The organism is Caulobacter sp. GW821-FHT10F06 (genome assembly GCF_058809215.1).
This window is the reverse complement of the sequence record NZ_JBXASK010000010.1, coordinates 68,920-84,504: the sequence shown is the minus strand read 5'-3', so window position 1 is coordinate 84,504 and position 15,585 is coordinate 68,920. Positions and strand designations below refer to the sequence as shown.

Annotated in this window: 21 protein-coding genes and 1 pseudogene; 11 read left to right on the top strand and 11 right to left on the bottom strand. The window is 68.6% G+C overall.

All coding sequences use genetic code 11. From position 1 onward, the window contains the following. The first annotated feature begins 153 nt into the window (after nt 1–153). Both mdoH and AC1RUS_RS20475 read left to right on the top strand, forming a co-directional pair. Nucleotides 154–2,154 carry a glucans biosynthesis glucosyltransferase MdoH gene (gene mdoH / locus AC1RUS_RS20480; protein ID WP_492918456.1) on the top strand — a complete coding sequence of 667 codons (2,001 nt, stop codon included), beginning with the start codon at nt 154–156 and terminating at the stop codon, nt 2,152–2,154. A gap of 85 nt (nt 2,155–2,239) precedes the next feature. After that, nucleotides 2,240–3,127 (top strand): cobalamin biosynthesis protein CbiG, encoded by an 888-nt coding sequence (locus tag AC1RUS_RS20475; protein ID WP_492918455.1) that lies wholly within the window; start codon nt 2,240–2,242, stop codon nt 3,125–3,127. A 120-nt stretch (nt 3,128–3,247) separates the two neighbouring features. Here the strand turns inward: AC1RUS_RS20475 and AC1RUS_RS20470 are convergent, their stop codons facing one another. Beyond that, nucleotides 3,248–4,621 (bottom strand): MATE family efflux transporter, encoded by a 1,374-nt coding sequence (locus AC1RUS_RS20470; protein ID WP_492918454.1) that lies wholly within the window; start codon nt 4,619–4,621, stop codon nt 3,248–3,250. Nucleotides 4,622–4,749: 128 nt separating this feature from the next. On the opposite strand from AC1RUS_RS20470, the gene AC1RUS_RS20465 reads away from it, so the two are divergent. Together AC1RUS_RS20465 and AC1RUS_RS20460 are read left to right on the top strand one after the other, a co-directional pair. Beyond that, a complete protein-coding gene (locus tag AC1RUS_RS20465; protein WP_492918453.1) occupies nt 4,750–5,754 on the top strand; it encodes an SDR family oxidoreductase in 1,005 nt (334 codons plus the stop codon). Nucleotides 5,755–5,876: 122 nt separating this feature from the next. Further along, nucleotides 5,877–6,710 carry a flagellin gene (locus AC1RUS_RS20460; RefSeq protein WP_492918451.1) on the top strand — a complete coding sequence of 278 codons (834 nt, stop codon included), beginning with the start codon at nt 5,877–5,879 and terminating at the stop codon, nt 6,708–6,710. Nucleotides 6,711–6,717: 7 nt separating this feature from the next. Here AC1RUS_RS20460 and AC1RUS_RS20455 read toward each other — a convergent pair. After that, nucleotides 6,718–6,831: pseudogene (locus AC1RUS_RS20455) on the bottom strand (hypothetical protein); the annotation flags it as partial. A gap of 34 nt (nt 6,832–6,865) precedes the next feature. Here AC1RUS_RS20455 and AC1RUS_RS20450 point away from each other — a divergent pair. Further along, the gene (locus AC1RUS_RS20450) at nt 6,866–7,252 is read left to right on the top strand and encodes a VOC family protein (RefSeq protein ID WP_492918450.1); all 387 of its coding nucleotides are present in this window, start codon (nt 6,866–6,868) and stop codon (nt 7,250–7,252) included. 131 nt (nt 7,253–7,383) lie between these two features. Here the strand turns inward: AC1RUS_RS20450 and AC1RUS_RS20445 are convergent, their stop codons facing one another. The 4 genes from AC1RUS_RS20445 to AC1RUS_RS20430 form a co-directional block, all read right to left on the bottom strand. Next, nucleotides 7,384–7,932 carry a DUF2239 family protein gene (locus AC1RUS_RS20445; RefSeq protein ID WP_492918448.1) on the bottom strand — a complete coding sequence of 183 codons (549 nt, stop codon included), beginning with the start codon at nt 7,930–7,932 and terminating at the stop codon, nt 7,384–7,386. Next, entirely contained in the window at nt 7,929–8,264 is a 336-nt protein-coding gene (locus AC1RUS_RS20440) for a GIY-YIG nuclease family protein (RefSeq protein ID WP_492918447.1), read from the bottom strand. The genes AC1RUS_RS20445 and AC1RUS_RS20440 overlap by 4 nt, the downstream gene beginning before the upstream one ends. A 63-nt stretch (nt 8,265–8,327) precedes the next feature. Continuing rightward, nucleotides 8,328–8,723 carry a hypothetical protein gene (locus AC1RUS_RS20435; RefSeq protein WP_492918446.1) on the bottom strand — a complete coding sequence of 132 codons (396 nt, stop codon included), beginning with the start codon at nt 8,721–8,723 and terminating at the stop codon, nt 8,328–8,330. Between the two features lie 74 nt (nt 8,724–8,797). Further along, complete coding sequence (locus AC1RUS_RS20430) at nt 8,798–9,184, bottom strand: hypothetical protein (protein ID WP_492918445.1); 387 nt, start codon at nt 9,182–9,184, stop codon at nt 8,798–8,800. Nucleotides 9,185–9,287: 103 nt separating this feature from the next. Between AC1RUS_RS20430 and AC1RUS_RS20425 the strand changes: the two genes are divergently transcribed. From AC1RUS_RS20425 to AC1RUS_RS20405, 5 genes are read left to right on the top strand one after another with little or no spacing between them, the layout of a single operon-like run. After that, nucleotides 9,288–9,617: an ArsR/SmtB family transcription factor gene (locus AC1RUS_RS20425; RefSeq protein ID WP_492918444.1), complete on the top strand. Its 330-nt coding sequence runs from the start codon at nt 9,288–9,290 to the stop codon at nt 9,615–9,617. A 19-nt stretch (nt 9,618–9,636) separates the two neighbouring features. Beyond that, the gene (locus tag AC1RUS_RS20420) at nt 9,637–10,110 is read left to right on the top strand and encodes an SRPBCC family protein (protein ID WP_492918442.1); all 474 of its coding nucleotides are present in this window, start codon (nt 9,637–9,639) and stop codon (nt 10,108–10,110) included. A 3-nt stretch (nt 10,111–10,113) separates the two neighbouring features. Continuing rightward, the gene (locus AC1RUS_RS20415; protein ID WP_492918440.1) at nt 10,114–10,842 is read left to right on the top strand and encodes a DNA alkylation repair protein; all 729 of its coding nucleotides are present in this window, start codon (nt 10,114–10,116) and stop codon (nt 10,840–10,842) included. Continuing rightward, the gene (locus AC1RUS_RS20410) at nt 10,839–11,450 is read left to right on the top strand and encodes a glutathione S-transferase family protein (protein ID WP_492918439.1); all 612 of its coding nucleotides are present in this window, start codon (nt 10,839–10,841) and stop codon (nt 11,448–11,450) included. Before AC1RUS_RS20415 ends, AC1RUS_RS20410 begins: the two co-directional genes overlap by 4 nt. Nucleotides 11,451–11,501: 51 nt before the next feature. Further along, nucleotides 11,502–11,852 carry a DUF3147 family protein gene (locus tag AC1RUS_RS20405; RefSeq protein WP_492918438.1) on the top strand — a complete coding sequence of 117 codons (351 nt, stop codon included), beginning with the start codon at nt 11,502–11,504 and terminating at the stop codon, nt 11,850–11,852. A gap of 85 nt (nt 11,853–11,937) precedes the next feature. On the opposite strand, the gene AC1RUS_RS20400 is transcribed toward AC1RUS_RS20405, so the two are convergent. Then, nucleotides 11,938–12,294 (bottom strand): hypothetical protein, encoded by a 357-nt coding sequence (locus tag AC1RUS_RS20400; protein WP_492918436.1) that lies wholly within the window; start codon nt 12,292–12,294, stop codon nt 11,938–11,940. A gap of 797 nt (nt 12,295–13,091) precedes the next feature. Next, nucleotides 13,092–13,877 carry a DUF2461 domain-containing protein gene (locus AC1RUS_RS20395; RefSeq protein ID WP_492918435.1) on the bottom strand — a complete coding sequence of 262 codons (786 nt, stop codon included), beginning with the start codon at nt 13,875–13,877 and terminating at the stop codon, nt 13,092–13,094. Between the two features lie 157 nt (nt 13,878–14,034). On the opposite strand from AC1RUS_RS20395, the gene AC1RUS_RS20390 reads away from it, so the two are divergent. After that, nucleotides 14,035–14,388 (top strand): SnoaL-like domain-containing protein, encoded by a 354-nt coding sequence (locus AC1RUS_RS20390; protein ID WP_492918434.1) that lies wholly within the window; start codon nt 14,035–14,037, stop codon nt 14,386–14,388. A gap of 26 nt (nt 14,389–14,414) precedes the next feature. On the opposite strand, the gene AC1RUS_RS20385 is transcribed toward AC1RUS_RS20390, so the two are convergent. From AC1RUS_RS20385 to AC1RUS_RS20375, 3 genes are read right to left on the bottom strand one after another with little or no spacing between them, the layout of a single operon-like run. After that, a complete protein-coding gene (locus AC1RUS_RS20385; RefSeq protein ID WP_492918433.1) occupies nt 14,415–14,579 on the bottom strand; it encodes a hypothetical protein in 165 nt (54 codons plus the stop codon). Further along, nucleotides 14,576–15,106 carry an ATPase gene (locus AC1RUS_RS20380; RefSeq protein WP_492918432.1) on the bottom strand — a complete coding sequence of 177 codons (531 nt, stop codon included), beginning with the start codon at nt 15,104–15,106 and terminating at the stop codon, nt 14,576–14,578. Before AC1RUS_RS20380 ends, AC1RUS_RS20385 begins: the two co-directional genes overlap by 4 nt. Before the next feature lie 41 nt (nt 15,107–15,147). Continuing rightward, a complete protein-coding gene (locus tag AC1RUS_RS20375; RefSeq protein WP_492918431.1) occupies nt 15,148–15,501 on the bottom strand; it encodes a DUF1428 domain-containing protein in 354 nt (117 codons plus the stop codon). Nucleotides 15,502–15,585 lie beyond the last annotated feature (84 nt).

Here is a 15,585-nt window from a genome sequence, read left to right as displayed (position 1 = left end):
TCTCCACGCCGGAACTCGACGTCATGAAACTGTCACGCGCCGCGACGCCCGTTCCCTAGCGGACGACGTCCCGGGCGGGAAGAGACAACCTCAAGACGGCGATGCGCGCGGAGAGGCCCGACCGAACGTCGGACAGACCGAGACGATGCCCCGATGAGCGACCGTTCCAGCCTCTTCGATCTGCGCTCCTCGACGAGCGTCTCCCTCGATCAGGTCATCCAACGCCGCGACACGGTGGAAATCCCGGCCGAGGCGCCGCTGGCCATGCCGGTGCAGCCGCTGCACTTCTGGCAAGGCGGCGCCCGCCGCGCCAGCGCCGTCGTCACCAACATGACCGCCCGCCGCTGGATGGTGTTCCTGGCCACCGCCTTCATGGGCGCGGCCGGCTGGAAGGCCACCTTCGACACCGTCGCCCTGGGCGGCGTGACCCGCCTGGAAGCCATCGTCCTGACTCTGCTGGTCCCGCTGTTCCTGGCCCTGTCGCTGTGGTTCTGCACCGCCTTCGCCGGCTTCGTAATCCTGCTGGGCAAGCCCAAGGATCCGCTGGGCATCGACAGCGCCAAGCCGACGCCGAAGCTGCGCGCCCGCACCGCCATCCTGATGCCCGTGCACAACGAGGACGCCACCGCCGTCTTCGCCCGTCTGCGCGCCATGGACGCCTCGCTGCACGACACCGGCTCCAGCCGCGCCTTCGACATCTTCGTGCTCAGCGACACCCGCGACGCCGCCGTGGCCCTGGCCGAACAGGCCTGCTTCGCCCGCTTCCGCCGCGAGGCCCACTCGGCCGTCTATTATCGCGTCCGCCAGGAGAACAAGGGCCGCAAGGCCGGCAACATCGCCGACTGGGTCGCCCGCTGGGGCAGCGCCTACGAGCACATGATCGTGCTGGACGCCGACAGCCTGATGACCGGCGACGCCATGGTCCGCCTGGCCGACGCCATGGAGCGCCACCCCGGCGCGGGTCTGATCCAGACCATGCCGATGCTGATCAACGGCCAGACGATCTTCGCCCGCACCCTTCAGTTCGCCACGCGCCTGTATGGCCGCGTCGCCTGGACGGGCCTGGCCTGGTGGTCGGGCAGCGAAAGCTCCTTCTGGGGCCACAACGCCATCGTCCGCACCCGCGCCTTCGCCGAGACCTGCGGCCTGCCCTCGCTGGACGGCCCCAAGCCCTTCGGCGGCGAGGTGATGAGCCACGACGCCCTGGAAAGCGCCCTGCTGCGCCGCGGCGGCTGGAGCGTCCACCTGGCCCCGTATCTGGAAGGCTCGTACGAAGAGAGCCCCTCCAACCTGCTCGACTTCGCCACCCGCGACCGCCGCTGGTGCCGGGGCAACGTCCAGCACATCCCGCTGGTCGCCCTGCCCGGCCTGCACTGGCTGAGCCGCATGCACCTGGTGATCGGCGTGCTGAGCTACGTCCTGTCGCCCCTGTGGTTCATGGCGCTGTCGGCCGGCGTCGTCTCGCGCCTGCTGATGCCGTCGCTGAAGAAGGCGGCCTTCACCATGGCCGACCTGCAGGCCGCCGCCCACGCCCTGATCGACTGGCGCGAGATCCAGGCCACCGCCTGGGCGATGATCATCACCTTCGTGCTGCTGTTCGGCCCCAAGATCCTGGGCTCGATCCTGGTCTTCTCGCGTCCGCACGAGCACAAGGCCTTCGGCGGCCGTCGCCGGATCATGGCCGGCCTGGGCGTCGAGATGCTGCTGTCGGCGCTCGTCGCGCCGATGCTGATGTTCACCCAGACCCGCGCCCTGGTCGAGATCCTGTGCGGCAAGGTCGGCGGCTGGGCCACCCAACGCCGCGACGCCGACAAGGTCAGCGGCAAGGAAGCCTTCCAGGCCATGGGCTGGATCAGCGTCACCGGCGTCACCCTGGCCACCCTGTTCTGGTTCACGCCCGATCTGCTGACCGGCACCGCGCCGATCCTGGCCGGCCTGATCCTGGCCGTTCCCCTGACCATGCTGGGCGCTCACAAGGCGGCCGGCCTGAAGGTCAAGGCCAACGGCCTGTTCATGACCCCGGAAGAGCGCCGCCCGCCGGCCATCGTCCGCGCGGCCCTGGGCCCGGTCTGCGAGCCCCCCGCCCGCTGGTTCGCCCGCGACGGCAAGATTGCTCCGCAGGCCGATCAAGCCGCCGAACAAACCGCCGCCTGACACACCTGACAGGCGAACGACGGCTGGTTTCAGGCGTTAGACCGGAGTAGAAGCGCGGCTTCGCCTTCTTGCCGGAGCCGCAGCCTTGTCGCGTCTGTTCAGCGCCTATGTGATCGTCGATTGGAGCGCCGCGGCCAAGCCGACCACGGGCGCGGACTCGGTGTGGATCGGCGTGCTGCGCCGCGACGTGCGCTTCCGTCTGACCTTCGAGAGCTACAATCCGGCCACGCGCCAAGAAGCCGAGACCAAGCTCGCGGCCATCCTCGACGACTTCAAGAAGCGCGGCGAGCGGGCCCTGGTGGGCTTCGACTTCCCGCTGGGCTTCCCGCGGGGCTTTGCCAAGGCCCTGAACCTGCCGGGCGAGCATCCGTGGCGCGCGGTCTGGGACCAGCTGGCCAAGATGGTCAAGGACAAGGCCGACAACACCAACAACCGCTTCGGCGTCGGCTCCGAGATCAACCGCCGCCTGACCGGCGGCCCCTTCCCGTTCTGGGGCTGCCCGCCCAAGGACGCCCTGACCACGCTGCAGCCCAAACGCACCCGCGAGCACGGTCCCGACGACCTGCCCGAGTACCGCTACGCCGACCAGGCCGCCAAGGGCGCGCACTCGATCTGGAAGCTCTACTACAACGGCTCGGTGGGCGGTCAGGCGATCATGGGCATTCCCGCCGCCCGCCGCCTGCGCGACGCGCGCGCCGCCAAGGCCTGGCCCTTCGAGACCGGCTTCAAGGCCCTGACCGAGGCGGACCTCGACGGCGTCGAAGTGGTGATCGCCGAGGTCTATCCCTCGCTGATCAAGGCCTCGCCCGCGCCCGGCGAGGTCAAGGACTTGGCGCAAGTGCGGGCTTTGGCGGAGCACTTCGCCAAGCTTGACGAGGCAGGCAAGCTGGCGGCGCTGTTCGCCGCGCCGAAGGCGGCCGATGAAGTGGTCGAGGCGGCGCAGGCGGAAGAGGGCTGGATCCTCGGGGCTTAGCCGTACTCGCCCCCTCCGCGCTGCGCGCTCCTCCCCCATAGGGGGAAGATAGGGGGCGGCGCGCTTCATCTTCCCCCTATGGGGGAAGACGATCGCGAAGCGATCCGTAGGGGGCAAGTGCTATGCGGCCAAGCTCCGGTCCTTCACATCCAGCATCCGAAACCGCCCCAGCAGGAACGCGGCCGAGACGAAGCTCGTCACCACCACCGAGACGACAATGCCGTTCACCCCCATGCCCATCGGCAAGGCCAGCCACCAGGCCAGCGGGCCCATGATCGCGCCGTAGCTGATCAGGTGGGTGAAGGCGGGGATCCAGACCTCGCCGCGCGCCCGCAGGGCCTGGGCCGCCACCACCTGCACGGCGTCCGGGGCCAGGAACAGGCAGGTCAGGGCCAAGGCCGGTGCGATCAGGGCCAGGGCGTGGGCGTCGGCGGTGTAGGCGGTCCCCACCCAGGCCCGCAGCGGATAGAGCAGCAGCGCCGCGACGATGCCGACCAAGGCCGTGAAGCCGAACGACACCCAGCCCGCCCGGGTCATGCCGGCGGGGTCGCGCGCGCCGTGGGCCCGCCCGACCTGCACCGAGGTCGCCGTGGCGATGCCCAAGGGCAGCATGAAGATCACCGCCGCCACGTTCAGCACCACCGCCCAGGCGGCCACCGACAGTCCGCCGATCCACCCGGCCACCAGGCTCATGCCGGCGAAGGCGGCGACCTCGAAGAAGTTGGACGCGCCGGCGCCGTAGCCGACCTTGCGCTGGGCGATCTCGGCGGGGCGGTCACGGGCGGGCTTGTCGAACACGCCCAGCGCCCGGGCGTCCTTTAAGCGCACCACATAGATCGCCAGCACCAGGGTCAGGAAAGCGCGGGCCACGAAGGTCGACCAGGCCGCGCCGACCGCGCCCAGGGCCGGCAGGCCGAAGGTTCCGGGCACCAGCAGCAGGTTCACCGCCAGGTTCAGCGCGTTGGCGGTCCACATGGCGATGGTCACCGGACCGGGGCGCGACAGGCCTTCCAGCCAGAAGCTCAGGGCCACCGACAGCGCGTACAGCGGCATCGACAGCGAGAAGACGATCATCGGCGCGGTCGCTCCGTCAGCCAAGGCCTTGGGCAGATGGACGGCGTGCAGCAGCAGCGGTCCGAACGCCGCCAGGGCGACCATCGAGGCCAGGCCGATCCACAGGCCATAGACCAGGCTGCGCCGCAGCACCGCGCCGGTCTCGTGCGGATTGCCGGCCCCCAGGGCGCGCGAGGCCATCACCTGCGCCCCGACCAGCAGGCCGACGGTCATGGTCACGAACACCGACGACGGCGCCCAGGCCATGGCGTGGAAGCCCAGCTGCTCTGCCGAATAGCGCCCCACGACGATGGCGTCGGTCAGGCCCATGACCATGATGCCCAGGCGCGACAGCACCACCGGACCCGACAGCCGCATCAGCTCGATCAGGTCGGACATCAGGGCGCCGCGCGGCGCCGGAGCAGCCGCGGAGCGGGGCATGGGCAGGGCCTTTCGAAAGGGCCGGCAAAGTGGCTCAAGCGCGACCACGCGGCAAGGCCGTGTCGGCCCGTATCGGAACATCCCTCCCCGCCAGTGGTTTTCGGGTCTCAGCATCTGGAGCGTTCATCATGGCAGAGACCCAGACCCCGCAGTTCGAGACCGGCGCGGCCAATGTCGCCGACGCTGAACGCGCCATCCAGGCTCCGCTGGACGCCAAGGAGGAGCGCTCGTTCAAGCCGTCAGAGGACGACAAGCCCGCCATGCAGGCCGGCGCCCGCCTCTATCCCGCTCCGCCGTTTCCCGAGCAGCATCAGGTCAAGCCGGGCTTCGAGAGCCGGCTGGATCCCGCCCCGATGTACGACGCGCCGTTCTACAAGGGCTCGGGCAAGCTGAAGGACAAGGTCGCGCTGATCACCGGCGCCGACAGCGGCATCGGCCGGGCCGTGGCCGTGCTGTTCGCCCGCGAGGGCTGCGACGTCGCCATCGGCTATCTGGACGAGGAGAGCGACGCCCTGGCGACCAAGGCGGCCGTCGAGGCCGAGGGCCGCAAGGCGATCCTGGTTCCCGGCGACGTCGCCGACCCCGCCTATGCCAAGGCCGCCGTCAATGCGACTTTGAAGAGCCTGGGCAAGCTGGACATTCTGGTCAACAACGCCGCGTTCCAGGAGCACGTGATGGCCTTCGAGGACATCACCGAAGAGCACTTCGACCGCACGCTGAAGACCAATCTCTACGGCTATTTCCACATGGCCCAGGCGGCCGTGAAGGTGATCCCGCCCGGCGGGGCGATCATCAACACCGGCTCGGTCACCGGCCTCTTGGGCAACAAGGACCTGCTGGACTATTCGACCACCAAGGGCGGCATCCACGCCTTCACGCGGTCGCTGGCCACGCACCTGATCGACAAGGGCATCCGCGTGAACGCCGTAGCCCCCGGCCCGGTCTGGACGCCGTTGAACCCGGCCGACAAGCTGGGCCCGCAGGTGGCCGAGTTCGGCGGCAAGACGCCCATGCGCCGCCCGGCCCAGCCGGAAGAGATCGCGCCGGCCTATGTGTTCCTCGCCTCGCCCCAGACCGCCAGCTACATCACCGGCGAGGTGCTGCCGATCATCGGCGGCTACACCGGCGGATAGACCGGTCCGGCCACAACTTTTTCGTGAAAGACGAACGGTCCGCTAACGCTGTTCGTGTAGGGCTCATGTCAGACGCAAAACGCGTCGCCGTCTTCGGGCGGACCTGGGAAACAGCACGGACGATGTCGCTCAACAGCGTCAACACCAACGCCAATGCGATGATCGCCCTGCAGTCGCTGGCGTCGATCAACCGCGACCTGTCCGACACCCTGCGCCACATCTCCACCGGCCTGACGATCTCCAGCCCCAAGGACAACGCCGCCGTCTGGGCCATCGCCAAGACCCAGAAGGCCGAGTCCAATTCGCTCAACGCCGTGCGCGACTCCCTGCAGCGCGGCCGGTCGATCACCGACGTCGCCCTGTCGGCCGGCGAGACCGTCGTCGACCTGCTGGGCAAGATGAAAGAGAAGATGCTGGCCGCGGCGGACACCAGCCTGTCCACCGCCAGCCGCGTCGCCCTCAACAACGACTACCTGACCCTCAAGCGGCAGATCGACCGCACGGTCGGCAACGCCGAGTTCGGCGGGGTGAACCTGATCTCGTCGGGCAATGTCGGCCAGATCCGCGCCCTGGCCAACGCCGACGCCAGCGACACGGTCGATGTCGATCACGTGGACCTGTCGACCACCGGCGCGGCTCTGTCGGGGATGCCCGCCGACCTGCTGACCGCGCCGATCGGCTCGACCGAGATCAAGGCGATGGGCGCGGCGATGGAGAACGTCACCTCCGCCCTTGCCCGCCTGGGCACGGGCTCGTTCGCCCTGGAGACCCACCAAACCTTCATCGACAAGCTGCAAGACACTCTGGACGCCTCGGTCGGCCGCCTGGTCGACGCCGACATGGCCAAGGAGTCCACCAAGCTGCAGGCCCTGCAGATCAAGCAGCAGCTGGCCATCAAGTCCCTGGCCATCGCCAATTCCGGGACCTCGTACCTGCTGACCCTGTTCGGGCGCTAGGCGGCCGTGCGTCCTTCGAGGCCCGCTGCGCGGGCGCCTCAGGATGAGGAATTCGTTGCAATAGGTCCTCATCCTGAGGTGCGAGGCGCAGCCGAGCCTCGAAGGACGCAGGGCGCTTCACGCGTGCTATCCAGAGCCCCGACAAGGAGTCGCCCATGGCCCGCCACCTCGCCCAGATCGCCCTGCTGGTCGCCGACTATGACCAGGCCCTCGCCTTCTATGTCGGCCAGATGGGCTTCGAGCGCGTCGAGGACACCGACATGGGCGGCGGCAAGCGCTGGGTCGTGGTCTCGCCCGGCGAAGGCGGCTCGCGCTTCCTGCTGGCCAAGGCGGTTGGCGACCAGGCGGCCAGCATCGGCGCCCAGGGCGGCGGGCGGGTCTGGCTGTTCCTGCACACCGACGACTTCGCCGCCGACCACGCCCGGATGAGCGCGGCCGGCGTGCGGTTCCTCGAGGACCCGCGCCACGAGGCCTATGGCAGCGTGGCGGTGTTCGAGGACCTGTACGGCAACCGCTGGGACCTGTTGCAGCCGAAGGGCTGAGGGGCGCTAGATCCTCCCCTTCGGGGGAGGTGGCCCGGAGGGCCGGAGGGGGTCCTCTCCGGTCTAAGCCGTTGAGGACCCCCTCAGTCGCTCCGCGACAGCTCCCCCAAAGAGGGAGCATCTGGCTCGCCCTAGCCCTCTCCGGCGAACGCCTCCGCCGCATAGACCCGCAGCTGCGCCGCCACATCCTCCGGCCAGGCCGAGATCCTCGCCTCGAATCCCGCCGCGTCGCCCGCGAACAGGGCCCGCGTCGCCTCCTCGAAGCCCGGACGATCGCCGGCCATGACGCTGGCGAAGCGATAGGCCGTCTCGCGCGCCGTGCGGAGGCGGTCGGGCGCCTCGGCGGTCCGGCGGGCGGCCTCGACCAACTTGCGCAGGGCCACCGAAGCCCCGCCCGGCTGAGCCGCCAGCCAGTCCCAGTGACGCGGCAACAGGGTGACCTCGCGCGGGACCACGCCCAGCTTGGGCCGCCCCCGGCCGCGCGGCGCGGCGTCTTCCACGGCCGGCTCGGCGTAGCGCGCGGCCAGGGCCGCCGCGTCGCCGGTGAGGTCGAAATCCACCTGCCGGCCCTCCGGATCGAAGATCAGCACCGCCGCGCCGGAGGCCTGGGCCGCGCGGGCCGCCTCCAGCTTCGAGCCCGAGGCGATCCGCCGGGCCCCGTCGAACACCACATAGGTCATTGCAGCCCCTTCGCGCCGAGGGTCTCGCACCAGGCGGCGCGGCGTTCGGCCAGGGCGGAGGACCGGCCAAGGTCGCCCATGCCCTCGTCGTCGATGACCTCCAGCGTCTCGAACACGAAGGCCTCGGCGCCATGGGCGTTCCACGCCGCCTGCAGCGCACGCTCGCGATGCGAGCCCAGCCGCAGCGAGAACCAGATGCCGCTCTGCCGCGTGGCCAGCTCGTGCGTGCTCCCGACCCAGGCCTCGCCCGTGGCCACGCAGCGCACGGCGAAGATCCCGGGTTCGATCTTGCGATCCTTGTAGTCGCGCACCAGCGCCTTGCGTCCGTTCATGAGACTCTCCTGACGCGGGCTTTCTACCCGGATCAATTCAGGAGTCAATATTACCCGGATATATTAAGTCGACGCGCCGGCCTGGAAGGTGATGTAGCCGCGCTCGACCATGCGCCGCAGAGCCTCGTAGGCCTCGACCAGCTCCTCATAGGCCATGCGCATCTGCGCCAGCTTGATGATCTGCTCGTGCGAGGGCGGGCGCGCGGTCTCGGTCATGGCCACGGCGGCGGCCACCCACTGGGCCCGGGCCTGGGCGGCGGCGACCGCCATGTGCTGGAAGCGCGCGGCGTCGACATGGCCGAGCGCCTGGCCGATCAGCGCCTTGTTGGAGGCAAAGGCGGTGTAGTCGATCTGCTCCAGCGTGCCGCGCAGCTTGCGCTGGGTCTGGGGATCGACGTCCTCGGGCTCGAAATGATCGAGGCCGCGACGGCGGGTGCTGTTGGTGACGGTCGACGACATGGCGTCCTCCCGCCCGGCCGATGCGCCGGGCCTGACGGGAGTCTGCGCCCGACAACTTAAGAGGTGGTTTGCGTCTAGTCCGGCGTGAACAGGCCCTGCAGACCCACGATCATGGCGATGACGCCGTAGATCGCCAGCACCAGACCCGGGCCCTCGCTGCCGCTGGCCGGCAGGTCGCGCTTGGCGATGCGGCCGGCCCGCAGACGGTCCCACAACAGCAGCACGCCGGTGATGATCCCCACCACCTCGAAGTGGAAGACGCGCGGCCCGCTGATCACGTGGACGATCAGGAAGTAGCCGCCGCACACCAGGGCCGCCACGCCGACGATCCAGCGGAACGGCGCCAGCCGCTCGGCGAACCGCGACAGGTCGTCTCCCGCCCGGGGGATCAGGGCCAGCAGGCCGATGGCGAGCAGGAAGCCGCCCAGGATGTTCGACAGGTCGAGCAGAAGCGAGATCATGAGCTTGGGAATGCGCGGCGCACGGCGCTGTTCCGCCCCACTTGACGCCGTCCCGCGCGCATGAATATAACTTATTAGTTATGTAACTGATGAGTTATTGACCGTGACGCCCGCCAGCCTCGACGCCACCTTCGCCGCCCTCGCCGACCCGACCCGCCGCGCTATCTTGGCGCGGCTGGCGACCGGCGAGGCGTCTGTGACGGAGCTGGCGCAACCGTTCGCCATGAGCCAGCCGGCGATCTCCAAGCACCTGAAGGTGCTGGAAAAGGCCGGCCTGGTGTCGCGCGGCCGCGACGCCCAGCGCCGTCCGGTGCGGGTCGAACCCAAACCGATGGCCGAGGCCGTGGCCTGGCTGGAGACCTATCGGGAGGTGTACGAGGCCCGCTTCTCGGCCATGGACGCCCTGCTCGCCGAACTGAAATCCAAATCCTAGGGACAGAAGGACCCTCGCCATGAGCAAGCTCGAGATCACCACCCCCTCCGACCGCGAACTGGTCGTCACCCGATCGTTCGACGCACCCCGCGCCCTGGTCTTCGACTGCCTGGGCAAGGCCGAGCTGGTGAAGCGCTGGCTGCTGGGTCCGCCGGGCTGGACCATGCCGGTCTGCGAGATCGACTTCAGGGTCGGCGGCAAGTTCCGCTATGTCTGGCGCAAGGACGGCCACGACATGGGCATGGGCGGCGAGTTCGTGGCCATCGACGCGCCCGACCGCATCGTGCACGAAGAGCTGTTCGACGAAGACTGGACCGGCGGCCGCACCCGAGTGACCACCGACCTGTCCGAGAGCGGCGGCAGGACGACCATGGTCATGACCATCCTCTATGCCACGAAGGAGGCCCGCGACGGGGCCAAGGCCAGCGGCATGGCCGATGGCATGGAGTTCGGCTACGGCCGCCTCGACGCCCTGCTGGGCGAGCTGGTCTGAGCCATGACGACCGATTGGTCCCAGCGGCTCAAGCCTGGCGGATCGGTCGAAACGCGGGTCGCCGCGGCGCTGGAGGCCCTGCGGGACCTGGCCACCAACCACGACCGCGAGAACATGGCCCGGTTCGGCATCGAGACGCCCAAGGCCTTCGGCGTCTCGATGGCCCACCTCAAGCGCCTGGCCAAGATCGCCGGGCGCGACCACGACCTGGCCGCCGCCCTGTGGGAGACCGGCTGGTACGAGGCCCGCATGCTGGCCAGCCTGGTCGACGACCCGGCTCAGGTCACGCCCGACCAGATGGACGCCTGGCGGTCCGACTTCGACAACTGGGGCCTCGTCGACACCGTCTGCTTCTGCCTGTTCGACCGCTCGCCCCACGCTTTCGCCAAGGCCGAGGCCTGGAGCCGGTTGGAGGACGAGCAGCAGAAGCGCGCCGCCTTCGCCCTGCTGGCGTCGCTGGCGCTACACACCAAGCCGGGAGGCGATGCGCCCTTCCTGGCCGCCCTGTCCCTCATCGAGGACGGCGCCCGGGACGGCCGTAACTTCGTCAAGAAGGGCGTCAGCTGGGCCCTGCGCGCCATCGGCCAGAAGCAGGGCCCGGCGCTGCGGGCGGCGGCGCTGGACCTGGCCAGGACGCTGGCCGTCTCGCCCGACCCCGCTCAGCGCTGGGTCGGCAAGGACGCCCTGCGCGACCTGACCCGAAAATCGAAGGCCAAGGAGGCCCCGGCATGATCCGCATCCACAACTTCGCGCGCGGCGCCCGGGGCCTGCGGGCCTTCTGGGTCTGTGAGGAGATGGGCCTGCCCTACGAGGCCGTCGCCGTCCCCTACCCGCAACCGGCCGACTACCGGGCCCTGCACCCGCTGGCCACCGTGCCGTTCCTGGAAGCCGACGACGGCGTGGCGATCCACGAGTCCACGGCGATCATGCTGTACCTGGCCCAGCGCCATGGTCCCACGCCCCTGCTCCCGGCCGCGACCGACCCCGCCCTGGCCAGGGTGCTGCAGTGGACCATCTTCGGCGAGACGGGGATCGGCGGCGGCCTGAACACCCTGCTGGCCGCCAAGTTCGGCGCGCCCGAGGCCGACAAGGCCAACTGGTCGGCGCGCATGACCCAAGGCCGCCTGGAAGACCAGATCGCCCATATCGGCGCCAGCTTGGCCGACGCGCCCTTCCTGGTGGGTGACGACCTGACCCTGGCCGACATCTCGGTCGCCTGCGGCCTGGGCATCTGGGTCGGCGCCTTCAGCGGCGTGCTGCCGGAGAACCTCATGGCCTGGCGGGCGCGGCTGGCCGAGCGACCGGCCTACCAGCGGGCGCAGGCCAAGTCGGCGGGCTAAGAGGTGTTCACCCCATTGCGGGCATGGCTCCTGGGCGATCACAATAGGAGCATGTTGTATTTCATTCTCAAGGCCGCCATCTCGGGATTGCTGATCGCCTTGGCGTCCACGCTAGCCAAGCGATATCCGGGCTTCGGCGCATTGGTGGCGTCCCTGCCCCTGGTCTCGGTCCTGGGAATGATCTGGCTTTGGCGAGATCGGCCTGACGCCGACAACATGGCCGCCCATACCGAAGCGACCTTTTGGTATGTTCTACCGTCGCTGCCAATGTTCCTGCTTATTCCGGCCTTGCTTCGGCATGGAGTGGCTTTCTGGCTCGCCTTGGGCGCTGGATGCGCTCTTACGGTAGCTCTCTACCTAGTGATGACATGGCTGGCGCCACGCTTCGGGCTTCAGCTCTGATCGAGCCGCGACATCAACTCCCGACCGTTTGCAGACGGGCTGGAGGACCCGCCCTCGGGGCGCGCCCATGTTCCCGCCCGGCCCCCTATTTCGTCGCGCCGCATCGGATGTCGCCCTGGAAGATCTCGACCGTCGCCGAGCGGCCTCCGGTCAGGTCGAAGTAGAGGTCTCGCCCGCCGCTCGATATGCTCAGGTAGTCGGGCGCGCTGAATTTGCAGATCGTCGACCTGTCCCGGGAGTGCTCCTGCAGCTTGCGGGCGCAGATCACCTCGCCGCGGTATCGTCCGAACGTCGCGCCGCTGTAGGGCGTGATCTTGAGTCGGGACGTAAGGCTGTGGAACTGGCGCGCGCTGATCGGCTGGCACGCCGTGCCGCCGAGCGCCCAGAAGGCGTCTCTTTCCGCATTGGCCGCGAGTTCGGTCCGGATCAGCAGGACGCCCATGGGCGCGACGCCGACGCAGAGAAAGACGATGGGCGCGATAAAACGCCCCCAACCTCTTGGACGAGGCCGATCAACGGCGATCCTGTTCCGCCTCCCGTCTCGGATCGACATGCTCTGGCCCGCTCCCCTGCGAACACGTCGTCCGCGAGAAGCCCGCGAGCGCGACGTGAGAGCTTACATATGTAAACTTTATTAAGTTTACGAACGTAATCCATTCGGTCAACCCATGTTCGCCGCCGCCGCCGACTGGCGACGCCGATCGCGGTGATCCCCGCGCCGCCATGGGCGCAACCGGCCCGCTGGCCCAACGATTTCAACGCCTTGACCACCGCGCCCAGCGTCACGATGCGAAATCGGCGCATCCCCGCCCAAAGCGCCTGCATACTCTTCCTCGCCTCGTCACCGGGGAGGGCGTCCAGCTGGCGACCTGACGCGTGACGGGGGCGGTCGAGCGGGTCGTGTCCGACGGCCGGCGTTGGGGGGTCCTTGCGGGACCTGTTGGCGGGGCGCCTGACGCTTCGCGCAACCCCTGACGACGGCGCGGACGCTCCAGGCGCGGGCTGAAATCGCCCGCGCGGTCCGGAAGGGTCGCTTTCCCTTCCGCCCGCCGAGGGCCTCTTTCGGGAGCGGGTTAAAACCCTGCGCCTCGAGGGCTTTCGTCCGAAGATCGCGCGGAGCGCTCCGGCCACGGCCGAAACGGTACTCCACTCCTCATTCATCCGGGCCTGGCCCGGACGCTCCGCCGCCTCCCCACACTCGCCGCCAAACCGGCGAGGATGCGAACCTGTGTCTCGCGCCTAAGGCCGCAGCGCCTTCCAGCCGAAGTCCAGCAACGGCCGAGAATCGGCGGCGAAGTCGGCGATGATCCTGGGCAGGTCCGGGCTGGCGATCTCGGCGCCGGTCAGCGGACGGCGGACCAGCCAGCGGGTGCGCTTGAGCGCCGCCTCCAGCGGACCGCCGGCCTGATCCTCGAAGCCCTTGGGCATGCGCTTGGTCGGCTCGCCGGGCTCCAGGGGCAGAGCCTTGGCGGCGAGCGCCTTCTCGACGGCCGCCCAGCCCTTGGGATCGGCGACGATCCCGCGCCGGAAAGCGTCGATGTGCGGGCGTTCGGACAGATAGAACCCCGCCGCCGCAAACGGTCCGTGGCCGGCATAGCTGTCGTTCTGACCGTCGTCGGCCGGCGGGAAGGTGGCCGGGTCCAGCGGGTCGATGGTCTCGGGATCGAAGGCCGGCTTCGCGCCGCCCTCGGGCTCGATGTGCACGTACAGCATGCCCGGCGACATCTTCAGGCCGTCGCGGGTGAGCGTGCCCGAGACGTGGGTCTTGTAGGGCTTCTTGTCCTTGGAGAACCGCACGTCGCGGTGGATGCGGAACACCGTGTTCTTGGGATGCCCCGCCAGCGGCAGGCCCTTGGCCTCCAGCGTGTCGTTCAAGGCCAGGATCAGCGAGACCAGGGTCGGCTTCAAACCCTCGTCGAAGGGCGCGCGGTGGGCGGTGAACCACTCGCGGTCGTTGTTGGCGGCCAAGCCCTTCAGGAAGGCGAGATCGGCGGCGGCGAAGCCGGGGAACGGGGCGTGAGTCATGGCGTGATCCTAGCGTGGATCTTCCTCGCGCGCCGCTGTTGCCAAGGGGGTGTCAGCAACCTGACCAGATCGGAACATATGGGCAACGAACGGGCTTGTGTGTGGTCGATAGCGAGCCGATGGTCGGTGCCCCGACACCCCCTCAAGGACGCTCCCCATGACCATCCAAAACATCGCCGCCGACCTGGTGGCCCTGTGCAAGGCCGGCGACTTCACCACGCCGGGCGAGAAATACTGGGCCGACGACGTCGTCAGCCGCGAAGCCATGCCGGGCGACATGGCCCGCATCCAGGGCAAGGCCGCCGCGCGCGGCAAGGGCGAATGGTGGGCCGCCAACCACGAGGTCCACGGCGTCGAGGTGACCGGCCCCTTCATCAACGGCGACCAGTTCGTGGTCGGCTTCAAGATGGACGTCACCCAGAAGTCCGCCGGCGACCGCATCACCATGGACGAGGTCGGCCTCTACACCGTCAAGGACGGCAAGATCGTCGAGGAGGCGTTTTTCTATTGAAGCTCAAAGGCGCGGTCAGCCGGCGCTCAGCGCCGAGCGGCCGCGCTCTTCTTTGGCGGCGTCGCAATTTCAGCAGGCGATACAGGCGCGATGAACTTTCCAGCGCGTTGTTCGCCTGTGCCGTGGGTCGCGATCCAGGCGGCGTCCCGCATGGCCTTTGCGATGCTTTCGGGGTCTGGCGTCTTGGTCATGACGAGCTCCTGTCGATCAAGGTAGCCGTTCCGTCGCGACTTTCCCAGACCTCCCAGCGATCGACCAAAGGCTTGTAGATTTCCAGGTTGGCCAGACTGCGCTCGAAGCGGCGACGCAGGTCGATCTCCGGCACGTCGTGACCGCCCATCCTAACCCGATGGGCGACGCGTGATATCGACGCTTCGACGTTCGGCAGGCCGACATAGATCAGCACGATATCATATCCAGCATCCCGCCACTGAGGCATGCGCCGCAGATAGAGACGACTGGATAGCGTCGTTTCCAGAACGACGTCCGCGCCTTGAGCGACATGCGCGTCAAGATGGGCAAGCATCAGCCGTCCGGCGCGCATGTCACGCTCCGTCGAGGTAAGCCGAGGCTCGATCAACCGTCGAGCGATCTCGTCGGCGTTGGCGAAGACATAGGTCGGCGCGCTGTCGTTGATCCAGCGCGTGGCGAAGGTCGTCTTCCCTGCGCCATTCGGACCGGCGACGATCAGGATGGTCGGCAAGGCGCGCTCCAACACTGCGCGCCGACTATCGCATAGCGATAGTTTCGCCGAAAGCTCTACAGCTCCAGGAACGCCTCGAAGCCGCCGAAGATCATGCGCTTGCCGTCGAAGGGCATGTTCTCCATGCCGGACTTCAGCCGCTCGTCGGCCATGACCTTGGCCATGACGGCGTCGCGATGGGCGCGATCCTTGTAGGTGATCCAGGAGAAGACTACGACCTCGTCGTCGGTGGCCTGTACGGCGCGCGGAAACGAGGTGACCTCGCCATAGGGCGTGTCCTCGCCGAACGTCTCGACGTAGGACAGCGCGCCGTGCTCCATCCAGACCTTGCCGCCCAGGCGGGCCATGTCCTTGTAGGCCTCAATGTTGGCCTTCGGGACGGCGAGCACGAAACCATCGACATAAGACATGCGAAATCCTCCGTATCGTTGCTGACGAGACTAGGACGGTTGCAGGCGGAGCGTTCCGACAAGATCCAGCAAAAATAACTTGTC